We start from the raw sequence: 19720 nt of genomic DNA, 5'->3' as shown, positions 1-19720 counted from the left end.
GATGTCCGAGTGCGGCGGCTGCGCAATAATCCCGTGCGCATCAACCACAAATTATGCTGTACCGCACAACGCCGCCCCTCTTCCCTTCCGAAATATAGCTCGGGAGTTGAACGGGCGGCGCTTTTTCATGACGTACGCTATAGGGCAAATTTGTACAGTGCAGGACTGCCCAATCTTATAAAGTAGAAGCGGCAAGAGGAATGACCGTAACAAGCGTCCCCGCCTTGATGCCTGTCTTCGTAGGCGGAATGACGATTAGGCAGTTTGCATCCTTTAACGTAACTAGCGCGCTCGACATATCCACGCCCTCTTGCTTTACGTACACTAGTCCGTTGTTGAAATATCGAATGCCCCGTACATAGCGGGGATAAGCATTAACCTTGTTATAATCGGCTGCAAGAAAAGCATCATGCCCCTGAACATCAGCTGACTTATGCTCCCCCTGCATGGCGAGTAATACGGGACGCACCAATAATTCACAGCCGATAAAGCATGCTGACGGATTTCCGGACAATCCAAAAACCAGTTTATTCTTCCATATGCCTGCGCTCGTTGGACTGCCTGGGCGCATCGCGATTTTATTAAACAGCGTTTCCCCTTCCCACTGCTGGAAAAAATCAGCGATAATATCATAATCCCCGACAGATACGCCTCCCGTTGCAATCACGATATCCACGTCGCTTGCGAGCAGCTTGTACAGCATGCTTTCAGCGTTCGCATAATCATCAGCAATGTGCTCCACGAAAAGCGGTTCAGCGCCGCATGCACGCACTTGGGCCGCCAGCATATAAATATTGCTATTTCTGATCTTGGCGCCTTCCAGCGGCTCATTAATGGACAACAGCTCGCTCCCGGTTGAAACGATCGCAACGAGCGGCTTGCGGTGCACACGAACCTCCGCGCAGCCGAGTGCGCTCAGCAGAGCCATCTGCCCCGGCCCGATCCGTTCGCCCGCCTCCAGCATTAGCCCACCAGCAAGTGCTTCTTGGCCGATTGGCGATATGTTCGCTCCGGCGGGTACCGCCTTGCGCAGCATGACATAAGGCTGGCCAGCCTTTTCGGCCTCTTCAGCCATTTCCAGCATAATGACGGCATCGGCACCATCCGGCACCATCCCGCCGGTCATAATTCGTGCCGCTGTGCCAGGCACAATCACTTTTGTCGGCACAGTTCCGCTTGGCAGCTGTTCAATAACTTCCAGCATAACAGGTAGCTGCTGCAAATCCGCCGTTCTGATGGCGTAGCCATCCATGCCGGAGCGGCGAAAATGCGGAATCGCTTCTCGTGCGTGAATACTCTCGGCCAAGCCATAGCCTGCTGCATCGGCCAATGCTATTTTGACCGTACCGGCCTGATGGACCCGATCGAGCAAGGCCTGCTGCGCGTCGCCTAGCGTCACTGCTTTTCTCTGATGCTTGCTATCGTTCTTCTCCTTGTGTATGTTCATTAGAAGGTCGTCCTTTCAAAAGCTGTTCTCATTTATTTCAATGTACCAGTATAATGTGCCAAACCACTGTGAGATAGGTCACTAAAGAATAGCTTATGCATGTCTATATTGCAAAAAAAAAGACCAATCAGCCTGGCACTGATTGATCCCGTCTATGAAATGCCGTTATCATTTATATATAAGAAATACTAGGAAGGAAGATGCTCGTTATGCTGCTTCATAAAGGAGAAACACTGTTCCGTCAAGGAGAGCTAGGACCGCTCTACCACATTAAAAGCGGGATGCTCAAAATTATTCGCCTGCATGAGGATGGCAATCCCATTCTAATGAATATTATCACCGCTGGAGAAACGATTCCCCATCATTCGCTCATTACCCAGCAGGCGTATCACGGAACAGCTGTAGCGCTGGTCACCTGCAATATTGAGGTGTTGCCGCCCCGAGAATGGTACCAAACGCTGGAGAGCGAGCCGGAAAAATGCCGCGATATTGCGCTGCTGCTGCAAAACAAGCTGCGCATGATGCAGCAGCGCATCGATCAATTGACGCAGGCCGCACCGATTGATAAGCTCCGCAAGCTGGAGCAATGGTTCGACCAGTATATTTCACCAGCTACCCTTTGCGATGTGCTGACGCAGGATGAAATTGGACAGCTGATCGGGCTGCGCCGCGAAACAGTCAATCGGCTGCTGCGCGCAAAGGCCACCGAGAGCGCAGTGAAGAAAGCCTCCTTCTAATTAAACGGTATCGGCTGTTTCCTGCTGCTCGCCTTGCCCATCGTTCAAGCTTTCAGCCGGACCAAAAAACTCAAAATGAATATCGGAAGCCTGAACGTCAAACACCCGCAAGGCGCGATTGATCATTTTCATAAACGGCTGTGGTCCGCAAAAATAAAAGCTGGCATCCGTCGTCGGAATAGCTGTGCGAAGCCATGGGAAATTGATCAGCCCTTCCTTGTGGTAATCTTTAAGCGCCTTGTCATGTGCCGTAGGCTGCGTATAGCAGTAGAACACGGACAACTGCGGGTGACGGCCGGCAAGCGCGGTTACCTGCTCCTTCATCGCATGCGTGTCTCCATTCGTGGTCGCATGGATAAAGGTAACCGGCCGCTCTGGACTGGCTTCCACTACAGCATGCAGCATACTCATCATCGGTGTCAGCCCAACGCCGCCGCTAATGAGCACGACAGGCCGCGTATCCTCCAAATCCACTGTAAAATCGCCCGCCGGTGCTGACAAATGAACGATATCTCCTTCGCGCAAATGCTCATGCAAAGACACAGACACTTTGCCAGCAGGCTGGTCATCCCGCCCATCCTCGCGTTTGACCGAAATGCGGTAATAAGGCTTGCTTGGCGAGTCCGATAAACTATATTGGCGAATATGGGTAAAAGCATCATTCGGCAGTTCCCTTTTCATGCTCACATATTGCCCAGCTTTAAAGCTTGCAATTGCACCGCCGTCCTCCGGCAGGAGGTAGAAGGATGTAATGTTGTCGCTCTCCTGAACCTTTTTATTGACCACAAAAGCCCGGAACCCTTCCCAGCCGCCATGCTGCTGCTCTGCCTGCTTATACATTTCCTTCTCCACGCCGATAAACGCATCGGCAATTAGACCATAGGCTTCTGCCCACGCCTGCAAAATATCATCCGTAGCCGCATCGCCCAGCACATCCTTGATCGCAGCAAGCAAATATTTCCCAACAATCGGATAATGCTCTGGCAAAATCCCCAAGCTTCTATGCTTATGGGCAATTTGCTTCACAACTGGCAATATAGCAGCCAAATTATCAATATGAAGAGCGGCAGCGTAAACCGCATTTGCGAGCGCTGCTTGCTGCTTGCCTTGTTTTTGATTGGCATGGTTAAAAATATGAAGCAGCTCCGGATGAGCCGCAAACATCGTTTCATAGAAACGCTTCGTAATTGTTGTGCCGTGGACTTCCAATACAGGAACGGTAGATTTAATTGTGGCAATGGTCTTCTCACTCAGCATCATCGCACTCTCCTCACGGGTTTAAGTATCCTTCAAACTTGATCTTCACCAGTATAAACAAGGAATACGTTTTTGATTGTGATTGAAATCACAATAAAGAATGCTGAATTGTGACAGTTTCCCATGGGTTAATCGACAAAAGTGAAAAACTAAGAAAAACGCCTGGCGGCAAAGCTATCATTTCGCGGGTGAAAAATAAGTCCATAATAAGGGTGATCATTATCATAGGATTATATTTCAAAAAAATCCAGCTAAAGCAAGGGCTTCAGCTGGATTTGAGCATTTTTTCAACCTTATAGCGAATTTTGTCACATTTGACGTCAATCATTCACGTTTTAGACAATCGTTAGACAAAGTTCTTTAAGGTTCGACTAAGGTTTTGTTTATATAATAATAACTATCAACCCCACAGTTGATCATATAACTAGGACAGGCCCACAGAGATGTGGGCCACTTTTTTTGAAAATATAGGTAAGGATAGGATGTTTCCATCCTTTCTCTCTATTTCTCGGAATGAAACGTGCCGCGCCGCCAGAGGACGGCGACAGCCCCTTCACCTTGTCCAGCCTTCATTCCAGACCTTAAAATCAGGTTTGCCATCCTCCGACCAATGCAGCTGCTTGACGAACGTATGACGATTCGGATCATTTAGCGGGTCGCCCTCAATCTCCTTATAGGTGCGGGCATGGTACACGAATACATCCGTCTCGCCATCCTCCGCTACAGTGAAGCCGTTATGGCCCGGCCCATACTGATCACGCCCCTCATCCGTCTTAAATACCGGCTCCGGCGATTTCGTCCACGAAGCAGCAGCAAGCAGGTCGCTGTCCTCAGATGCCGTAAGCAAACCAACGCAATAATTAAAATCGGTAGCGCTTGCAGAATAGCTGATGAAGATGCTGCCGCCCCGTTTGATGACCGCTGGCCCCTCATTAACCAAATAGCCGATTTTTTCCCAATCGTATTCCGGGGTTGCGATCATAATCTGAGTCCCGCGAATCGTCCAAGGGTTTTCCATCGCCGCGATGTACAGGTTCGTATTGCCTTTAATCGCTGGATCATTTTGCGCCCAAACCAGATAGCGCTCTCCCTTATGCTCAAACGTCGTAGCATCCAGATTGAAGGACTCCCAGTTCATTACGATTTTGCCCTTCTCCGTCCATGCGCCCTCCAGCGGATTAACGCTTTCATTTTCAAGCACATAGGTACGATGAGCAAAGCTTGCATCCGTCCTGCCCGAAGCAAAATAAATGTACCAGCGGCCATCGATAAAATGAATTTCAGGTGCCCAAATTTTCTCGCTCATCTCGCCGCTCTCATGCTTGTGCCAGATTGCAATCGGCTCCGCATCAGCTAAACCAACGATCGTCTGCGAGCGGCGCAGCTCAATATAATTATAATCCGGCTCAGTTGCCGTGAAATAATACCAGCCGTCTACATGCTTATAAATCCACGGATCAGCGCGCTGCAAAACGATCGCTTTACCTTCATTTTGCATAAATTGCGTTGTAATCGGCTGTAAACGCTTCGATGATTTTGTCTCCGCCGTCTTTTCTCCATTTGGCAACTGCATCATTCCAACCTTTCTCGTCAAGCTCACCCATACGTATCCTCATTATATACAAAAGCCAGCCCTCGCTCAATGACAGGTATCGTAAAGGCTTAGGCTTCCTCTGACTGGACCCTTCTTCTGCCGCCGTGAAACACATTGTCGAGCGATAGCCAGCTGCTGCCATTCATGGTCAAATGGACACAGCAGGCAAAGAGCAGCAAATCTATTTCAAAGCCGTTGATCAAGCCTTTTTCCCACGATACATACAAGGTCGCAACAATCATTTGAATGCCGAATAAGGCGGCAAATATTTTGGTTTCAAGGCCGAGAATCAGCGCAGCTCCGCCCACTACCTCAAGAGTTGCTATCACATAGGCGAAAAATCCCGAAATGCCAAAGTTGTTGAACATCGTTGAAACGCTATCCATGCCCATAACAAACTTGTCGACACCGTGAAATATAAAGATGATTCCCATTACGATTCTTAATATAAAAGATCCCAATTCAAGCCTTTTCAAATGCTTTTGTTGATACACGCTTTCAGCTCCTTAGTCCTTAAGAATCACAAAAATAGTATTAACGGTACAAAATGATTATATTGTACAATAACATTAACTGACAACAAGAGTTATTATTCGACAAGAACATGCCAAAAAATCATTCTATAAATATCAGGAGGAACTGTGGTGAACGACTTTAAATCTGAATTCAATCAGCTGCTAACCTTTACGCTTCGCAAAAAAATCATGGCCGGATTTTCAATCATTCTCGTCTTAATTATCGGTTTGTCAGGCCTCTCCTATTTTGAGTTGAATCTCAAGGATAAGGATTATGCTGCACTGAAGCAAAGCATCGTCAATACAGAGAGACAACAGCTTCTGGCCGATGCGGCCGCAGCAGCGACAAATGCTGGAGCATCCGATAAAGTCAGGGCATGGCTTGACTATGAGCAGCAACAGCTGAATACCCTTCTTCAGGACGACAGTTCAGAAAAAAACGCTAGCGTTGCCGAATTGCTTTTTCCGCTTCTTACGTGTCTCATTATATTGCTTGGCTTAATTGTTGCACGAGCCATCAGCCATTACATAGCAGAGCCTGTTGTTCGCATATCGCGAAACATTGAACAAATTGCTGACGGAAACTTACTCGTTTCTGAGCTGACCCTGAAGCAAAATGACGAAATTGGTGAAACCGCCCGGGCAATCAACCGAATGAAGCAATATTTATTGCAGCTCATCGGACAAATCAATCAAGGAGCAGAGCAAGTAGCTACCTCTTCCCTGCTTTTACATGACGGCTCGGAGAAAAATACAGTGGCCGCGAAACAGCTAACGGCTCATATCATTACGATATCCGGGCAAGTCCAGCAGCAGCATGAGGGTATGCTGGGTGCACGTCATAAAGCCGAAAGCAACTTCGAACGGGCTGAAATGATGAAGCAGTCTGCGGACATCAGCCTGAATGCGTCTGCCCTAGTCGTTCAAGAGGTAAATTATGGCGGCTCGGTTATTGAACAAACCGTTATTCAAATGGAGAAGATAAAACATTCGACGGAAGAGACATTCGCGATCATTCATCAGCTCTCGGCAAGGTCGCAGGAGATCGGCGCCATTGCCGATGTCATTACGGCGATTGCCAGCCAGACGCATCTGCTCGCTTTGAATGCCTCAATAGAAGCGGCCCATGCCGGCGAGCAAGGCAAAGGTTTTGCCATCGTTGCAAGCGAAGTGCGCAAGCTCGCAGAGGAAGCACGCGTCTCCGCAGAACAAATTTTCGAGCTCATCGCCAATATTCAAAAGGATACGAATACCGCCTCCCATTCGATTGGCGTAGGTATTGAAGAAACGGAAGCGGGCATGAAGGTGGTCCAGCAGGCCGGCCAGTCGTTCCGTAATATCGATACCTCCGTACAAGAAGCTTCACTTCATATTGGAGAAATTACAGCGGCTGTCAGCCATTTTGGCGATGACTCGCGCACGATGGCTGATTTGTCGGAACGCCTAGCTACGATGTCGCAAAGCATTGCCGAGGACATTCGCAACATTTCCTCCTTCTCGGAGGAGCAAATGGCGACCGTTCAGCAAATGAGCGCTTCGTCAGAAGCGTTGACATCGCTCTCTACTGAGCTGCGGGAGGAAACGCGCAAATTCAAAATAACGCCGGAAGAGCCCGAAGCGGCGGCTATTGCTGAAACATTTGAATAAAATGACGGGCGGCATTGGAAAGATAACGATTCCTGAGCCAAACGATACCGACATCTGATTGAAAATCCGTGTCCGTGATGGCCAGCATGCGAATCGTTGGCAGCGGGAAAGAGGCCATGACCGATTTGGGAAAGACGGTAACGCCGATCCCAGCTGCCACAAGTGCCATTATAATGGCGACGCTGGAGCATTCGCAGATGATTTTCGGCTCAAAGCCATGAGCGCGGCATTCAATCATCACCTTCTCATGCATCGCCGTTGTCCGCTCCGTCTTGAGGGCAAGAAACGGTAAATCCTTAAGCTCGCTCATCTGCATCGATTGCTTGTGTGGATCTGTGCTCCACTTTGAAGGCAGTACGGCTACAAACGGATCGGATGGCAGCGGCAAAATCGAATAAGGCAGCGAATCAGACGCCGATTCAAACGGGAGTCTGGCAACGACAAGCTCAATGCTGCGCTTCTCCAACTGGCTGCCCAGCAAATAATGATCGCCTTCCCAAATTTTAAACGTCACCTCGGGATGCTTGCCCCGAAACCGCTCAATGACAGGCGGCAGCAGCGAAATGCAGGAAACGACCGAGCCAATAGGCAGCACGCCCTGAATGCCCGCATCGAGCTCTCTTACCTCCTGCATCGTTTCATTAAATTGGTTGACTAAGCTTTCTGCCTTATCGCGCAGCAGCTCTCCCGCGTGGGTCAGCACAAGGCTTTTGCCATTGCGATCAAATAAAGTGACGTTCAGCTCCTGCTCCATTTGCTTTAATTGGCGACTAAGCGGAGGCTGCTCCATATTCAGCAGCTTGGCGGCGCGTGTAATTTGCCCCTCCTTGGCGATCGCCAGAAAGTATTTGAGCTGACGTATATCCATATGCATTCTCCTATACCTAAAAAGTATGATGATCCGACAAAACAGATATTATCAATATACTTGGTTAAGTGGTACGATTCAACTACACGACTATCACGAATATAAGTGGGAGGATTCTAAAATGAGCCAACCGATTGCCATTAAATTAGCTGCTACCAAAAAAACAAAGCCCCAAGCCGATCAACTAGGGTTTGGAAAATATTATACCGACCATATGTTCATTATGGACTATGAAGCATCGAAAGGCTGGCATAGCCCAAGAATCGTTCCTTACCAGCCGATTACGCTCGACCCTGCTTCCAAGGTGTTCCACTACGGACAAACGGTGTTCGAAGGTTTGAAAGCGTATCGCACAGATAAAGGCAGCATACTGCTGTTCCGTCCGGAAGAAAACTTTAAACGGCTTAACCGCTCTAACGAACGTCTGAGCATTCCGCATCTTGACGAGGAAATTGCGCTGGAAGCTTTGAAGCAGCTCATTGCTGTTGATCAGGACTGGATTCCGGATGAGGATAAAACATCCCTATACGTTCGTCCGTTCATTATTGCGAATGAATCATCACTTGGTGTAGCCCCTTCGCAAAACTACATGTTTATGATTATCCTTTCGCCAGTCGGCTCGTATTACGCGGAAGGCATTCATCCGGTGAAGATTTTTGTGGAATCCGAGTATGTACGTGCGGTTAAAGGCGGCGTCGGCAATGCCAAGACAGCCGGCAACTATGCCGCAGGCCTGAAAGCTCAGGAAGAAGCGGCAGCTAAAGGCTGTACGCAAGTGTTGTGGCTGGACGGTGTTGAGCGTAAATACGTAGAGGAAGTTGGCAGCATGAATGTCTTTTTCAGCATCAATGGCACAATTGTAACTCCGGCGCTGAATGGCAGCATTCTCGACGGTATTACGCGCAAATCGATTATTGAGCTGCTTAAATCGTGGAACATTCCCGTTGAGGAGCGCAAGCTGTCCATTGACGAGCTTGTCGAGGCTTATCATAACGATACGCTGGAGGAAGCTTTCGGAACGGGTACGGCAGCGGTTATTTCTCCAATTGGAGAGCTGCATTACCTCGATGAGCAGCTGCTGCTGCGCGGCGGAGAGACAGGACCCTTATCACGCAAGCTGTATGAGACGTTAACAGGCATCCAAACGGGCGTCATTGCCGACCCATTTGGCTGGACCGTTGAACTTCCAAGTGCCCAATATACCGCTGGAACAAAATAACACATAACGGCGCTCTTCCTGCGTACAGCATGCCCAGTATACACATAAAACCAACCCCGTGCTCTAGTTAGGGCAGCACGGGGTTGGTTTTTATCTTTGCATATCTTCCATTTTCACTCATCGTATTCGGCTGCAACCATTCGACTTGCAAAGCAGCCTGTAGATATCAATAGCTGCGATTGGTCAGCTGATCCAAGCTTTTGAACGTATAGCCTTGCGCCCTAGCACCGTCTATAATCGCTCCTAAGGCCCCAGCATTGTCGGAGGAAACCGAATGCAGCAATATAACGGCTCCCGGATGAAGCTGGCGCATCACTTGATCCTGGGCATATGCTGCGCCCCTTTGGCTGTTAATGTCCCAATCCTTATAGGCAACCGACCAGAATACGCTAGTATATCCAGCCTGCTTGCTGACAGCAAGCACCTGATTGCTGAAAATGCCTCTTGGCGGACGCAAATACGCCATTTGCTGCTGGCCCGTCAGCAGCGCCGACTGCTCCTCCACCTTTTGGAGCTCGGTCTGAATTTGTCCTGAGCTTAGCTGTGTCATATCCGGGTGGCTCCAGGAATGGTTGCCAACGATATGCCCTTCCGACGCCATTCGCTTGACTAGCTCCGGCTGATCTTTGATGAAATGGCCCGTTACAAAAAAAGCGGCAGGAACACCCTTGGCCTTAAGCGTATCCAGTACCTTGGCCGTATAGCCATTTTCATAGCCATTATCGAAGGTCAGATAGAGCTCCTTTTGCTTCGTATCGCCGAGGAAAATCGCCCCATTTTGCTGGACGATGCCTTTAAAGCCCTCCTCATTAATCGAAGGCAGCTGTCCTCCTGCGCTTTTCTTAAACCCGAAATGATAAACCCCCGGCTGTGCAAACGCGCTGCCCATGCCAAGGCAGCCTAGCCATACAGCCAAACACAGGCTTAGCAGCCGGAGTGTCATACGCTTCATCATGCTGTTCCCCCTCATTCATTTGCTGCTTGCTCAGCTTTATGTTCTGCATCCAGCAAGCAAATTATGAGTAGAACCTCACATTAAATAAGCGATAGCTTATCCGGATTATACATCGTATAAATACGCTTGATACGGCTGCCGGCCTCCGTATGAACCCATTCCAGACATATAACCGCCTGTACAGCCTTTTCACGGCGAAAGACGAGCGCTGGCTGCCCGTTTATGATGGAGACAGATAGGCTCGCAGCGTGCAGGCTGTGCGTAGACATTCTCCGCAACAGTATGACAGCGCGGCGTGCGCTAATAACGGGCCGTCTCACTGCAGTAACTTTGCCCCCGCCGTCGGTGATAAGCACAGCATCTTGACGCATCAACGCAAGCAGCTTCCCAATATCGGCCTGTTCAAATGCCGCAACAAATGGCTCCAATGCAGCTGCGTCCACCGTTAGCTCTCTTTCTTCAGCATGCGATTGTGGAAGCTGGCGGTACAGGTCAAGCGCCTGCTTGGCACGACTTAAAATTTTGCGACAGTTTGCCTCTGACTTGCCTACCAGCTCAGCAAGCTCATCGTAGCCATATCCATAGCCTTCACGCAGCACAAATACAGCACGCTCTAATGGGGCTAAATGCTCCAGCATGACGAGCATTGCATAGCTGATCGTTTCCCTGCGCGCAAGCTGCTCCAAAGGCTCATCGCCATAATCGCCGCTCCATGGCTCCGGCAGCCATTCGCCGACATAAGCTTCTCGCTTGTGGCGGGCAGATTGCAGCACATTCATACAGCGATTGACCGTCATTTTGCACAAATAGGCTTTGACATTGCTCAGCGGATAAGGCTCCGCCGACTGAAGCGTCACAAAAACATCCTGGACGACATCGTCCGCCTCCTGCCGTGATCCAAGCAGCTTGTATGCAAGCGAGCTAAGCAGCGACTTATAATCCGCATACCACTCTGCTACTTTCCACAACACCTGAGTATCCGCCATCTCGCGTCCAAAACTTCCTTTCACAGAGCAAAATAACCAAATTTATAAATGCCTATAATGTCCCTTTAGTCAAAGCAGCCAGGGAACATGCTGGTTGAAATGGCAATTCGATTCCAGCTGTTGATCGTAATAATCGCTAAAATTAATGCGGTATATTCCGCTTCATCATAATAGTCTCTCACCCGATTGTACAGCTCATCCGGCACTCCCGCTTCCGAAACCTGAGTCACATGCTCGGTCAATTCCAATACAGCACATTCCTTCTCCGTATAAATTGGCGCTTCTCGCCATACGCTTAGCAGCATAATGCGCTGCATGCTTTCGCCCTTGTTCATAAGATCCTCACTATGCATATCCAGACAAAAAGCACAGCCATTGATTTGCGACGCCCTCAGCTTAATGAGCTCATAGGTGATAGGATCAATGCCGGAGCTTGATGCTGCTTTCTCCAATTCCATCAACGCTTTAAATATAGCCGGGTTCGCCGTGCGATAGTTTACTCTTAATTTCATGATAAATTCCTCCTAGTAGGTTGGTGTTTTTCGGTTCTCATAAGATAAGACAAAGAAGCCTCCTCTTTTGTGACAAACAAAAGCAAAAAAAACCGAACTTTACGCGTAAAGCGTAAAATCCGGCTTTTTGTTAGCAGCATTGCCACCCCAACTTGTACGTACATAAAAAAAGATTGAATTTCATATCTCACTCAAGTTGTACGGATGACTCAATCTCATTACTATGCCACTCCGAAAAGGTACCTCTCCCGACAAGCTATTGCTTCTCTAATCGGTACGTATGACCGCAGAAGGAGCATTTGAACAATATGCCTGTCTCGCCCACGACCCAGCTGATGCGATCATCGTCCTCCGCTTCCAAATATTCGCGTCCCTGATCATCTCGATCTCCGGTTGCGAACAGTCCAGTTTGATTGCCGCAAACACATTCAAAGGTTAGTACCACTGTTTATTCACCCTCCCTAAATACAGATATTTCCTGCTAATTTCGCCAAAACTATTGACAATGATACATTTTGTATCATAAATTAATAGTTAAGCTTGTATTATTATTTCAGCCTTTTTGAAGGAGCCACTAAAATGACGATGGGAGACCGATTGAAGGAACTCCGCTTACAAAAAAATCTTTCGCAAGAAGCCGTTGCCCGTGCGATCGGAATCACCCGATCAGCCTACAGTCATTACGAAATTAACAATCGCCAGCCTGTATATGAAACGCTGATTAAGCTCGCCTTCTTTTTTCATGTAACGACGGATTATATTATTGAAGGTGAAACCCGCCAGCAAGAGGCTGGGCTGGCCAGGGAAGAAACGCAAGAGCTGCTGCGGCTGCTGAATCATATGGATGAAGACAAGCGAAAAGCGTCCATTGACAAGATGCTTAGTGTCCTACGCGAGTCGGAATAAATCTTAGCCATCGTAATGCCCTGCTGCCTTCGTTAGCGGCGAGCCGTCAGAACGGCCATCATCAGTGCGAGGATAGCAAAGCTGGCTGCATAACCGCCAATAATGTCCGTTGCGTAATGGACGCTGAAATAAAGCCTTGAGGCGCCCATTAATAGAATAAGCAATCCTGCGAGTACATAGCTGATCCGCTTCGTCGTTTGACTGAACCAGGCATCCCTTCCAATCCATACAGCTGCCAACCCATAAAGCGAAAGCGCCATCATGGCATTCCCGCTCGGGAAGCTTGTGCTAGCTGCCTCTATTCCCCAAGCCTCCTCAGGCCGACCCCGGTCAAACGCCATTTTGGCCAAAGTATTCGTTATGTATACAAGTCCAGTACCAACTATAATCGGTGCTGCTTTCAGCCAGCCGCTGCGCCAGCCGAACCATAGAAAAAGCGCAAAAGTCGCTGCGATAATAAATAGCGAAGATCCCATATAAGACAGCACTCTAAAAAAAGCTGTCCAGCCTTCTCCCCGCATTTGCTGAGCGAATGCGGCTATTTCTTTGTCCAGCTGTGACAGCTCCAGGCGCACAGCCTGCTGTGCAGTTAATGCAAATATAAGCACGCCTGCAGCAAGTCCAGCGATCCATCCCCAAAATCCCTTTCGAATAAATATCCTCTCCTAATTGCTTCAACTTGTTTGCTTCGCTATAATTAGCGTTGACCATAATATTATAATACAAATTTTGAAATTGGGAAGGAATACTAAAATCATGTACGTATCAGATAAATGGAGAGATTACGAGGTAATAGATACAGGAAATGGAGATAAGCTTGAGCGCTGGGGCTCCTATATTCTTCGCAGGCCAGACCCGCAAATTATTTGGCCCATAACGAAGGAAGACGGCTTGTGGCAAAAAACAGACGGCCACTACCATCGCAGCTCCTCAGGCGGCGGCGAATGGCAGTTCAATTCCCAGCTGCCTGAGCGCTGGACGATATCCTACGGAGAGCTGTCCTTTCATATTAAGCCGACAAGCTTCAAGCATACGGGGCTATTTCCTGAGCAAGCGGTGAACTGGAGCTGGATGATGAACAAAATCCGCACAGCGGACCGTCCGATTCGCGTACTGAACCTTTTTGCTTATTCCGGTGGAGCTACTGTTGCCGCAGCAGCAGCCGGCGCAGAGGTTGTTCATGTCGATGCTTCCAAGGGCATGGTGCAGTGGGCAAAAGAAAACGCCCAGCTGTCCGGGCTGTCCGACAAGCCAATCCGTTTCATTACCGATGATGTATTCAAATTTGTGCAACGCGAGCAGCGTCGTGGTCGTCAATATGACGCTATTATTATGGACCCGCCATCCTATGGACGCGGCCCGAATGGCGAGACATGGAAGCTGGAAGAGAACCTGTTCCCATTCCTTGAGTTCTGCACGACGATTTTATCCGATAATCCATTGTTTATGCTGATTAATTCGTACACGACGGGACTATCTCCATCCGTGCTTCATAATCTGCTCCATATGACGATGGCGAAACGCTTCGGCGGGGCCATTCATTGCGGCGAAATTGGCCTGCCTATTACCGCATCCGGGCTTAACCTGCCTTGTGGCATATTGGGCCGCTGGGAGTCTGTCTAATGGCAGGCTCCTCTGGGGGCAGCATTGGCGAAATTCCAGTGCTGTTTGAGGACAATCATATTTTGGCAGTTGTAAAGCAGCCGGGCATTCCCTCCCAAGAGGATCACACCGGTACGCCGGATATGCTGACACTACTGAAACGCGATTTAAAAAAACGCCACGATAAGCCGGGAAATGTATTTCTCGGCCTTATTCACCGGCTTGATCAGCCTGTAGGCGGCGCAATGCTGTTCGCCAAAACCTCCAAAGCGGCCTCACGGCTCTCCGAAGCTGTCCGCAGCCGAAATTTTGGCAAAACCTATGTGTGCGTCGTACATGGCAAGCCTCATGCGGCAAGCGGCAAGCTTCGCCACTTTATTCGCAAGGATGCGAAGCTGAATCAGGTGACCGTATTCAAGCAGGAAGCGCCTGAAGCGAAGGAAGCTGTGCTGGAATATACCGTTATATCCAGTTCAGACCGTTATTCTTTGGTAGCTGTCATGCTGCATACGGGGCGGCCTCATCAAATTCGCGCGCAAATGGCCTTTATCGGCTGCCCGCTGGTGGCCGACCGCAAATATGGAGCGCCGCAAACGGGCGGCGTTTCCGATATCGCACTTTGGTCTACTTCCGTTTCGGTTTCCCATCCCATAACGAAGGAACACGTCTGCTTCCGCTCCATCCCTTATGGCTCGAAAGCTTGGGGCTGGTGGCCGCAAGCCGAGCTGGAAGCCGCAGCAGACGTCTACTTGGCTGAAGGAGATTCCGCATATGCGCCGAAGGACTAAAATTCATCTTGCCGTCAATTTGCTCCTGCTGCTGCTTGCAGCAGCAGGACTCCTTATTATTTTTTTCCCGACGCTAGCAAGCTCATTACCATTTACTGCTAGCTTTACCGCTAACAGCGGCGATTCCACGCTTACAATGACGTCGGAATCAGGCGCCAGCGCACAACCGACAACAGCTCCTAGTGCAACGACCTCCCCTGTGCCTTCATCTGACCCATCACCAGTGCCGACAACAACGCAGGAAGCAGCCTCTCCCCCATCCAGCCCTTCTAATAGCTATCAGGAAGCGCTATGGGTCGCAGTTGGCGATATTATGATGCACTCCCCGGAGCTGCCAGGGGCCTATAATAAAAAAACGAAAAGCTATAACTTTGACCCTTTCTTTCAAGATGTAGAGCCGATATTGAAGGAAGGCGACTGGGTTTTGGCGAATTTAGAAACGCCTGTTGCCGGATCAGCGTTCGAATATACCGGTTACCCGACGTTTAATGCGCCCGTTGCCCTGCTTGATGCGCTGCAAAACGCCGGCTTCAACATACTGACCAATGCAAACAATCATGTGCTCGATAAAGGCGAGAAAGGGCTGCTGCTGACGCTTGCGCATATGAAGGAGAAAGGATTTATAATAAAAGGCTCCGCCGCCACACAAAAGGAAGCGGATACAAATATTATCGTCGAAAAAAACGGGATTCGCATGGGGCTGCTCGCATACACATATGGTACGAACGGCATTGCTATTCCTAAAGGAAAACCCTACATGGTTCCGCTAATTGACGAGCAAAAAATGATTGGTGACATTAAGAAGCTGAAGAAAGCAGGAGCTGATTTTGTTACGGTGGCGCTCCATTTTGGAACGGAGTATCAGACGAAGCCAAATGAGGAGCAGAAGACGCTTGCCCGCAAGCTGATTGCGGAAGGAGCCGACATTATTGCAGGTTCGCATACGCATGTTATTCAGCCCTATGAGGTGCTGGAGGCAACGGATGACAACGGGCGCGAGCGCCAAGGACTTATTATATATTCGATGGGCAATTTTATTTCCAACCAGCGTGGAGACACGAAGGATTATGGCGTTATTTATCAAGTGCTTATTCGCAAAAATAACGGGGACGGCAGCATCCAGCTTGCCGATATTGAAGCGATTCCGACTTGGGTCTACCGCTACAAACCGGATCATAATTATCGCTATCGCATACTGCCTGTCGAGCAAACGCTGGCGGAGCAGTCAAGCAAGCTGCTCACACCGGATCTATATGCTTCTCTGAAAAAAAATCTCAACCTGCTGCGTACAAGGCTCGAATCAATGTCTTAGAAGCTTCTTAGAGCATGCGAGGCAGCAGACCGAAGGGTGAGCATTAACGGGCGTTGCTGTCCTTAGACGGCAACGCCCGTTTCATGCACAGAATATAGCGCAGGCGTCTTGCCTTTCTCGCCTGTTCACCTGCCTTCTGCAATGGCCAAACTATCGATTCGCTACCTTGCCTAATAAGTAAACAAGCAGCTGCTGATTATGGGAGGAAATCCGATCCAGCGCTTCGGAAATGAGCTTTGTTCGTACTTCCTTGCCACGCTGCGCCTCTGATTTCCCTTTGCCGGAAACGGATATCCATACAATTCGTCTATCGGCTGTATCTCTTGTACGTACAATTAGTTCATTACGCTCCATACGATCGAGCAAAGTAGTAATTGCTGCCGGTGTCGTGGCCAAATGCTGCAATAGATCAGATGGCTTCATCGGTTGGTTCTGCAGCAATAAATCCAGCACATTCAGCTGACCTTCAGTGAGCGGCGCCAGCCCCTCTTCCAGACCTGTCCTCCATTCTCTGCTTAGCTTCGTCCACAATCGAGTAAATTCATCAGAAACCATTCATGCACCCGCTTCCTGTCCAATTTCTCTTTAATTCCAATTATACCATCCGAGATTGTCGAATAAAAGGTTAACCCAATTAATAATTTCCCTCACAAACTGCGATATACCCGAACGTTTTGACAAGAGTAGACATACAATGAATCTGGGCGCTTTCCCTATTTCGCCATCCTCACCTCATAAGGAGTGAACCTCTATGGACAACGAGAAAGCCGAAATCATTCGCAAAATTAAAGCTTACGGCATTATAAAAAACCCACAATGGCTCGATCGCCCGGATGAGCTCGTACCATTGTGGGTTATGTTGGATGCGATGATCCAGTTAATTGAACGCTTTGATCCGCCTAATCGCCCTTATGATTGAATGACATCAGACGGGCGGACAATGACCGCTGTTATGGCATCATTTTTTTCGATCGGAACGATAGTCCGCCCTATCGATCTGCGATCATCAATCGACGATTTCTCCGTCGTAATCGGCAGCTTAGCCCCGGATGAGGTTAGAGCGATCAGATCAATCGCTTCCTTGCAATAAACAGCATAAACGAGTGCTGAGCCATTCGGCTTCACGCGCTTGCCTTCTTTAAATTCAAACGTCTGAACGCCTTTGCCGCCTCTGCCCTGAACAGGGTAATCCAGCAGCAGCGAGCGCTTGGCATATCCAAGGTCAGAGATGACGAATAATTCTCCCTCATCCTCGGAGACCCAATCTGCCGCAATCAGTTCGTCGTCTTCCTTCAGCTGCATGCCGCGCACGCCTCCAGCGACACGCCCCATAGGGTTTACTTCGCTTTCGGAGAACCGGATGCTCCAGCCTTGCTTGCTGACGAGCATCAGCTGCTTCGTACCGTCGCTCGGCATAATTTTAATGACCTCATCGCCTTCGGCAACTTTGCAGGCTGCAATCGCAGTCGAGCGCGTTGACATGTAATCCTTCAGCTCGGTCCGCTTCACCTGTCCACGTTTGGTAACAAAGACGAGCGAAGCGCCTGGAACATTAAAATCCTTCACGGGGATGACGCTGATAATCGCATCATCCTTCGGAATCGGTACGATATTGACGACCGCGGTCCCTGTATCCTTCCACTTGAACTCAGGAATTTGATGGACGGGCAGCGTATAATATTGTCCCTTTTTCGTGAAGAGCAGCAAATTATCAATGGTGTTGACAGCGTACAAGCCGCGGACGATATCGCCTTCCTTCACGCCCGCGTTGCCAACCTCACCGCCGGAGCGTGTAAACGACAGCATGCTTGTCCGCTTCATGTAGCCTTCATTGCTAAGTGTAACGAGCACTTCCTCAGGTGTAACCATCACCTCAAGGTTTACCTTAAGCTCTTCTACTTCTCCCTGAATATCCGAACGGCGGTTAATGCCGAATTTCGCATGAATTTCCATCATTTCATCACGAATGACACCAATCAGCTTCTTGTCGCTGTTCAGGATACTGCGCAAATAAGCGATGCGCTTCATTACTTCCTTATGCTCTTTCTCCAGCGACGTAATTTCCAAATTCGTCAGACGATAGAGCTGCAACGTTAAAATCGCATCCGCTTGGCGCTCGCTGAACGCAAACTTCTGCACGAGATTTTGCTGTGCGTCGGCACGGTTTTTGGAAGCCTTAATCGCTGCGATCACTTCGTCAAGCAAATTCAGCGCCTTAACGAGCCCTTCCAGCACATGGGCACGATCCTCAGCTTTTTCTAGATCATATTGCGTTCGGAATGTTACAACTTCCTTTTGATGCGCAATATAGGCATCCAGCATTTGGCGTATGCCGAGCTGCTGTGGCGTTTTATTAACAATGGCCACCATATTAAAGCTGTAGGCAACCTGCAAATCCGTCTTTTTAAGCAAATAAGCCAAAATTCCGTTTGCATCCGTATCCTTCTTCAGCTCGATAACGATCCGCAGGCCGTTGCGTCCGCTCTCATCGCGAACCTCAGCGATACCTTCGACCTTTTTCTCTAGACGAATGTTTTCCATGGCCGTCACGAGGCGTGATTTGACAACCTGATAAGGAATTTCGGTGATTACAATTTGCTGGCGTCCGCCACGCATGTCCTCAATCGCTGTCTTGGCGCGCAAATAAATGCGGCCTTTGCCGGTCGCATAAGCATCGCGTATGCCTTCCTCACCCATTATCAGTCCGCCCGTTGGAAAATCAGGCCCTTTAATAATTTGCATCAGCTCTTCGAGCGTCGTCTCTGGGCGGTTCATAACCGCGATACAGCCATCAATGACCTCACGCAAGTTATGGGGTGGTATTTCAGTCGCAAAGCCGGCAGAGATGCCGCTGGTCCCATTTACGAGCAAATTGGGATAGCGAGACGGCAGCACAACCGGCTCTTTCGTCGTATTATCAAAGTTATCCTTGAACATGACCGTACGCTTATCAATATCTCTCAGCAGTTCAATTGCCAGCGGAGATAAACGAGCTTCCGTATAACGCATGGCCGCAGCGGGATCATCATCCATCGAGCCCCAGTTGCCGTGACCGTCAACGAGTATATGTCCCATTTTCCAAGGCTGTGCCATCCGCACCATACCTTCATAAATAGACGAATCTCCGTGAGGATGATAGTTGCCCATTACATCGCCGACCGTTTTCGCAGACTTGCGATATGGCTTGTCCGGCGTATTGCCGGAATCGTACATTGCGTACAAAATACGCCGCTGTACCGGCTTCAAGCCATCGCGCACATCGGGAATGGCGCGGTCCTGAATAATATATTTAGAGTAGCGGCCGAAACGATCGCCCACGATTTCTTCAAGAAAAGCTGGAAGAAACTGTTCCAAAATGCTCATGCTGCTTGCCTC

General features: G+C 49.2%; 20 protein-coding genes. 8 read left to right on the top strand and 12 right to left on the bottom strand.

Annotated features, from left to right (window positions below):
• Window positions 1-175: 175 nt before the first annotated feature.
• On the bottom strand, window positions 176-1447 hold the full coding sequence (locus tag AC50YG_RS01570) for a molybdopterin molybdotransferase MoeA (RefSeq protein ID WP_494824207.1): 1272 nt from the start codon (window positions 1445-1447) through the stop codon (window positions 176-178).
• A gap of 209 nt (window positions 1448-1656) precedes the next feature.
• On the opposite strand from AC50YG_RS01570, the gene AC50YG_RS01565 reads away from it, so the two are divergent.
• Window positions 1657-2184 carry a Crp/Fnr family transcriptional regulator gene (locus AC50YG_RS01565; RefSeq protein ID WP_341278071.1) on the top strand — a complete coding sequence of 176 codons (528 nt, stop codon included), beginning with the start codon at window positions 1657-1659 and terminating at the stop codon, window positions 2182-2184.
• Here AC50YG_RS01565 and hmpA read toward each other — a convergent pair whose 3' ends face one another.
• From hmpA to AC50YG_RS01550, 3 genes are all read right to left on the bottom strand, one after another.
• A complete protein-coding gene (hmpA, locus tag AC50YG_RS01560) occupies window positions 2185-3441 on the bottom strand; it encodes an NO-inducible flavohemoprotein (RefSeq protein ID WP_494825249.1) in 1257 nt (418 codons plus the stop codon). It abuts the gene before it with no gap.
• Window positions 3442-3994: 553 nt separating this feature from the next.
• On the bottom strand, window positions 3995-4939 hold the full coding sequence (locus AC50YG_RS01555; RefSeq protein WP_494825248.1) for a glycoside hydrolase family 43 protein: 945 nt from the start codon (window positions 4937-4939) through the stop codon (window positions 3995-3997).
• A 164-nt stretch (window positions 4940-5103) separates the two neighbouring features.
• The gene (locus AC50YG_RS01550) at window positions 5104-5529 is read right to left on the bottom strand and encodes a DoxX family protein (protein ID WP_494824205.1); all 426 of its coding nucleotides are present in this window, start codon (window positions 5527-5529) and stop codon (window positions 5104-5106) included.
• 150 nt (window positions 5530-5679) lie between these two features.
• On the opposite strand from AC50YG_RS01550, the gene AC50YG_RS01545 reads away from it, so the two are divergent.
• The gene (locus AC50YG_RS01545) at window positions 5680-7197 is read left to right on the top strand and encodes a methyl-accepting chemotaxis protein (protein WP_494824203.1); all 1518 of its coding nucleotides are present in this window, start codon (window positions 5680-5682) and stop codon (window positions 7195-7197) included.
• Here the strand turns inward: AC50YG_RS01545 and AC50YG_RS01540 are convergent.
• Entirely contained in the window at window positions 7175-8065 is an 891-nt protein-coding gene (locus AC50YG_RS01540) for a LysR family transcriptional regulator (protein WP_494824200.1), read from the bottom strand. The two genes, AC50YG_RS01545 and AC50YG_RS01540, sit on opposite strands and share 23 nt — an antisense overlap.
• A 121-nt stretch (window positions 8066-8186) precedes the next feature.
• Here AC50YG_RS01540 and AC50YG_RS01535 point away from each other — a divergent pair, with 121 nt between their 5' ends.
• On the top strand, window positions 8187-9284 hold the full coding sequence (locus AC50YG_RS01535) for a branched-chain amino acid aminotransferase (protein ID WP_494824198.1): 1098 nt from the start codon (window positions 8187-8189) through the stop codon (window positions 9282-9284).
• Window positions 9285-9450: 166 nt separating this feature from the next.
• Here AC50YG_RS01535 and pdaA read toward each other — a convergent pair whose 3' ends face one another.
• The 4 genes from pdaA to AC50YG_RS01515 all read right to left on the bottom strand — a co-directional run bounded on the left by pdaA (window position 9451) and on the right by AC50YG_RS01515 (window position 12182).
• On the bottom strand, window positions 9451-10236 hold the full coding sequence (pdaA, locus tag AC50YG_RS01530; RefSeq protein ID WP_473757990.1) for a delta-lactam-biosynthetic de-N-acetylase: 786 nt from the start codon (window positions 10234-10236) through the stop codon (window positions 9451-9453).
• An 83-nt stretch (window positions 10237-10319) separates the two neighbouring features.
• Window positions 10320-11225: a sigma-70 family RNA polymerase sigma factor gene (locus AC50YG_RS01525; RefSeq protein ID WP_473757450.1), complete on the bottom strand. Its 906-nt coding sequence runs from the start codon at window positions 11223-11225 to the stop codon at window positions 10320-10322.
• Between the two features lie 65 nt (window positions 11226-11290).
• On the bottom strand, window positions 11291-11737 hold the full coding sequence (locus AC50YG_RS01520) for a carboxymuconolactone decarboxylase family protein (RefSeq protein WP_494824195.1): 447 nt from the start codon (window positions 11735-11737) through the stop codon (window positions 11291-11293).
• A gap of 256 nt (window positions 11738-11993) precedes the next feature.
• Entirely contained in the window at window positions 11994-12182 is a 189-nt protein-coding gene (locus tag AC50YG_RS01515) for a hypothetical protein (RefSeq protein WP_341278079.1), read from the bottom strand.
• A 134-nt stretch (window positions 12183-12316) separates the two neighbouring features.
• Between AC50YG_RS01515 and AC50YG_RS01510 the strand changes: the two genes are divergently transcribed.
• Complete coding sequence (locus AC50YG_RS01510) at window positions 12317-12643, top strand: helix-turn-helix domain-containing protein (protein ID WP_473757452.1); 327 nt, start codon at window positions 12317-12319, stop codon at window positions 12641-12643.
• 32 nt (window positions 12644-12675) lie between these two features.
• Here AC50YG_RS01510 and AC50YG_RS01505 read toward each other — a convergent pair whose 3' ends face one another.
• Window positions 12676-13251 carry a phosphatase PAP2 family protein gene (locus tag AC50YG_RS01505; protein ID WP_494824191.1) on the bottom strand — a complete coding sequence of 192 codons (576 nt, stop codon included), beginning with the start codon at window positions 13249-13251 and terminating at the stop codon, window positions 12676-12678.
• A 148-nt stretch (window positions 13252-13399) separates the two neighbouring features.
• On the opposite strand from AC50YG_RS01505, the gene AC50YG_RS01500 reads away from it, so the two are divergent.
• Genes AC50YG_RS01500 through AC50YG_RS01490 form a run of 3 tightly spaced genes read left to right on the top strand, consistent with a single transcriptional unit; the run spans window position 13400 to window position 16345 of the window.
• Complete coding sequence (locus tag AC50YG_RS01500; RefSeq protein WP_494824189.1) at window positions 13400-14266, top strand: class I SAM-dependent methyltransferase; 867 nt, start codon at window positions 13400-13402, stop codon at window positions 14264-14266.
• Window positions 14266-15033, top strand: a complete 768-nt coding sequence (locus AC50YG_RS01495; protein WP_494824187.1) for an RluA family pseudouridine synthase — start codon at window positions 14266-14268, stop codon at window positions 15031-15033. The genes AC50YG_RS01500 and AC50YG_RS01495 overlap by 1 nt, the downstream gene beginning before the upstream one ends.
• Window positions 15017-16345, top strand: coding sequence for a CapA family protein (locus tag AC50YG_RS01490; RefSeq protein WP_494824185.1), 1329 nt, complete (start codon window positions 15017-15019; stop codon window positions 16343-16345). Before AC50YG_RS01495 ends, AC50YG_RS01490 begins: the two co-directional genes overlap by 17 nt.
• 150 nt (window positions 16346-16495) lie before the next feature.
• Here AC50YG_RS01490 and AC50YG_RS01485 read toward each other — a convergent pair whose 3' ends face one another.
• Window positions 16496-16900 (bottom strand): MarR family winged helix-turn-helix transcriptional regulator, encoded by a 405-nt coding sequence (locus AC50YG_RS01485; RefSeq protein WP_341278085.1) that lies wholly within the window; start codon window positions 16898-16900, stop codon window positions 16496-16498.
• A gap of 196 nt (window positions 16901-17096) precedes the next feature.
• Here AC50YG_RS01485 and AC50YG_RS01480 point away from each other — a divergent pair, with 196 nt between their 5' ends.
• Window positions 17097-17264 carry a hypothetical protein gene (locus tag AC50YG_RS01480; protein ID WP_172455590.1) on the top strand — a complete coding sequence of 56 codons (168 nt, stop codon included), beginning with the start codon at window positions 17097-17099 and terminating at the stop codon, window positions 17262-17264.
• Here AC50YG_RS01480 and gyrA read toward each other — a convergent pair.
• On the bottom strand, window positions 17255-19708 hold the full coding sequence (gene gyrA, locus AC50YG_RS01475) for a DNA gyrase subunit A (RefSeq protein WP_494824183.1): 2454 nt from the start codon (window positions 19706-19708) through the stop codon (window positions 17255-17257). The two genes, AC50YG_RS01480 and gyrA, sit on opposite strands and share 10 nt — an antisense overlap.
• Window positions 19709-19720 lie beyond the last annotated feature (12 nt).

The organism is Paenibacillus sp. J31R34, from assembly GCF_059383715.1.
The sequence above is the reverse complement of the archived record's forward strand: the minus strand, read 5'-3'. Positions and strand labels throughout refer to the sequence as shown.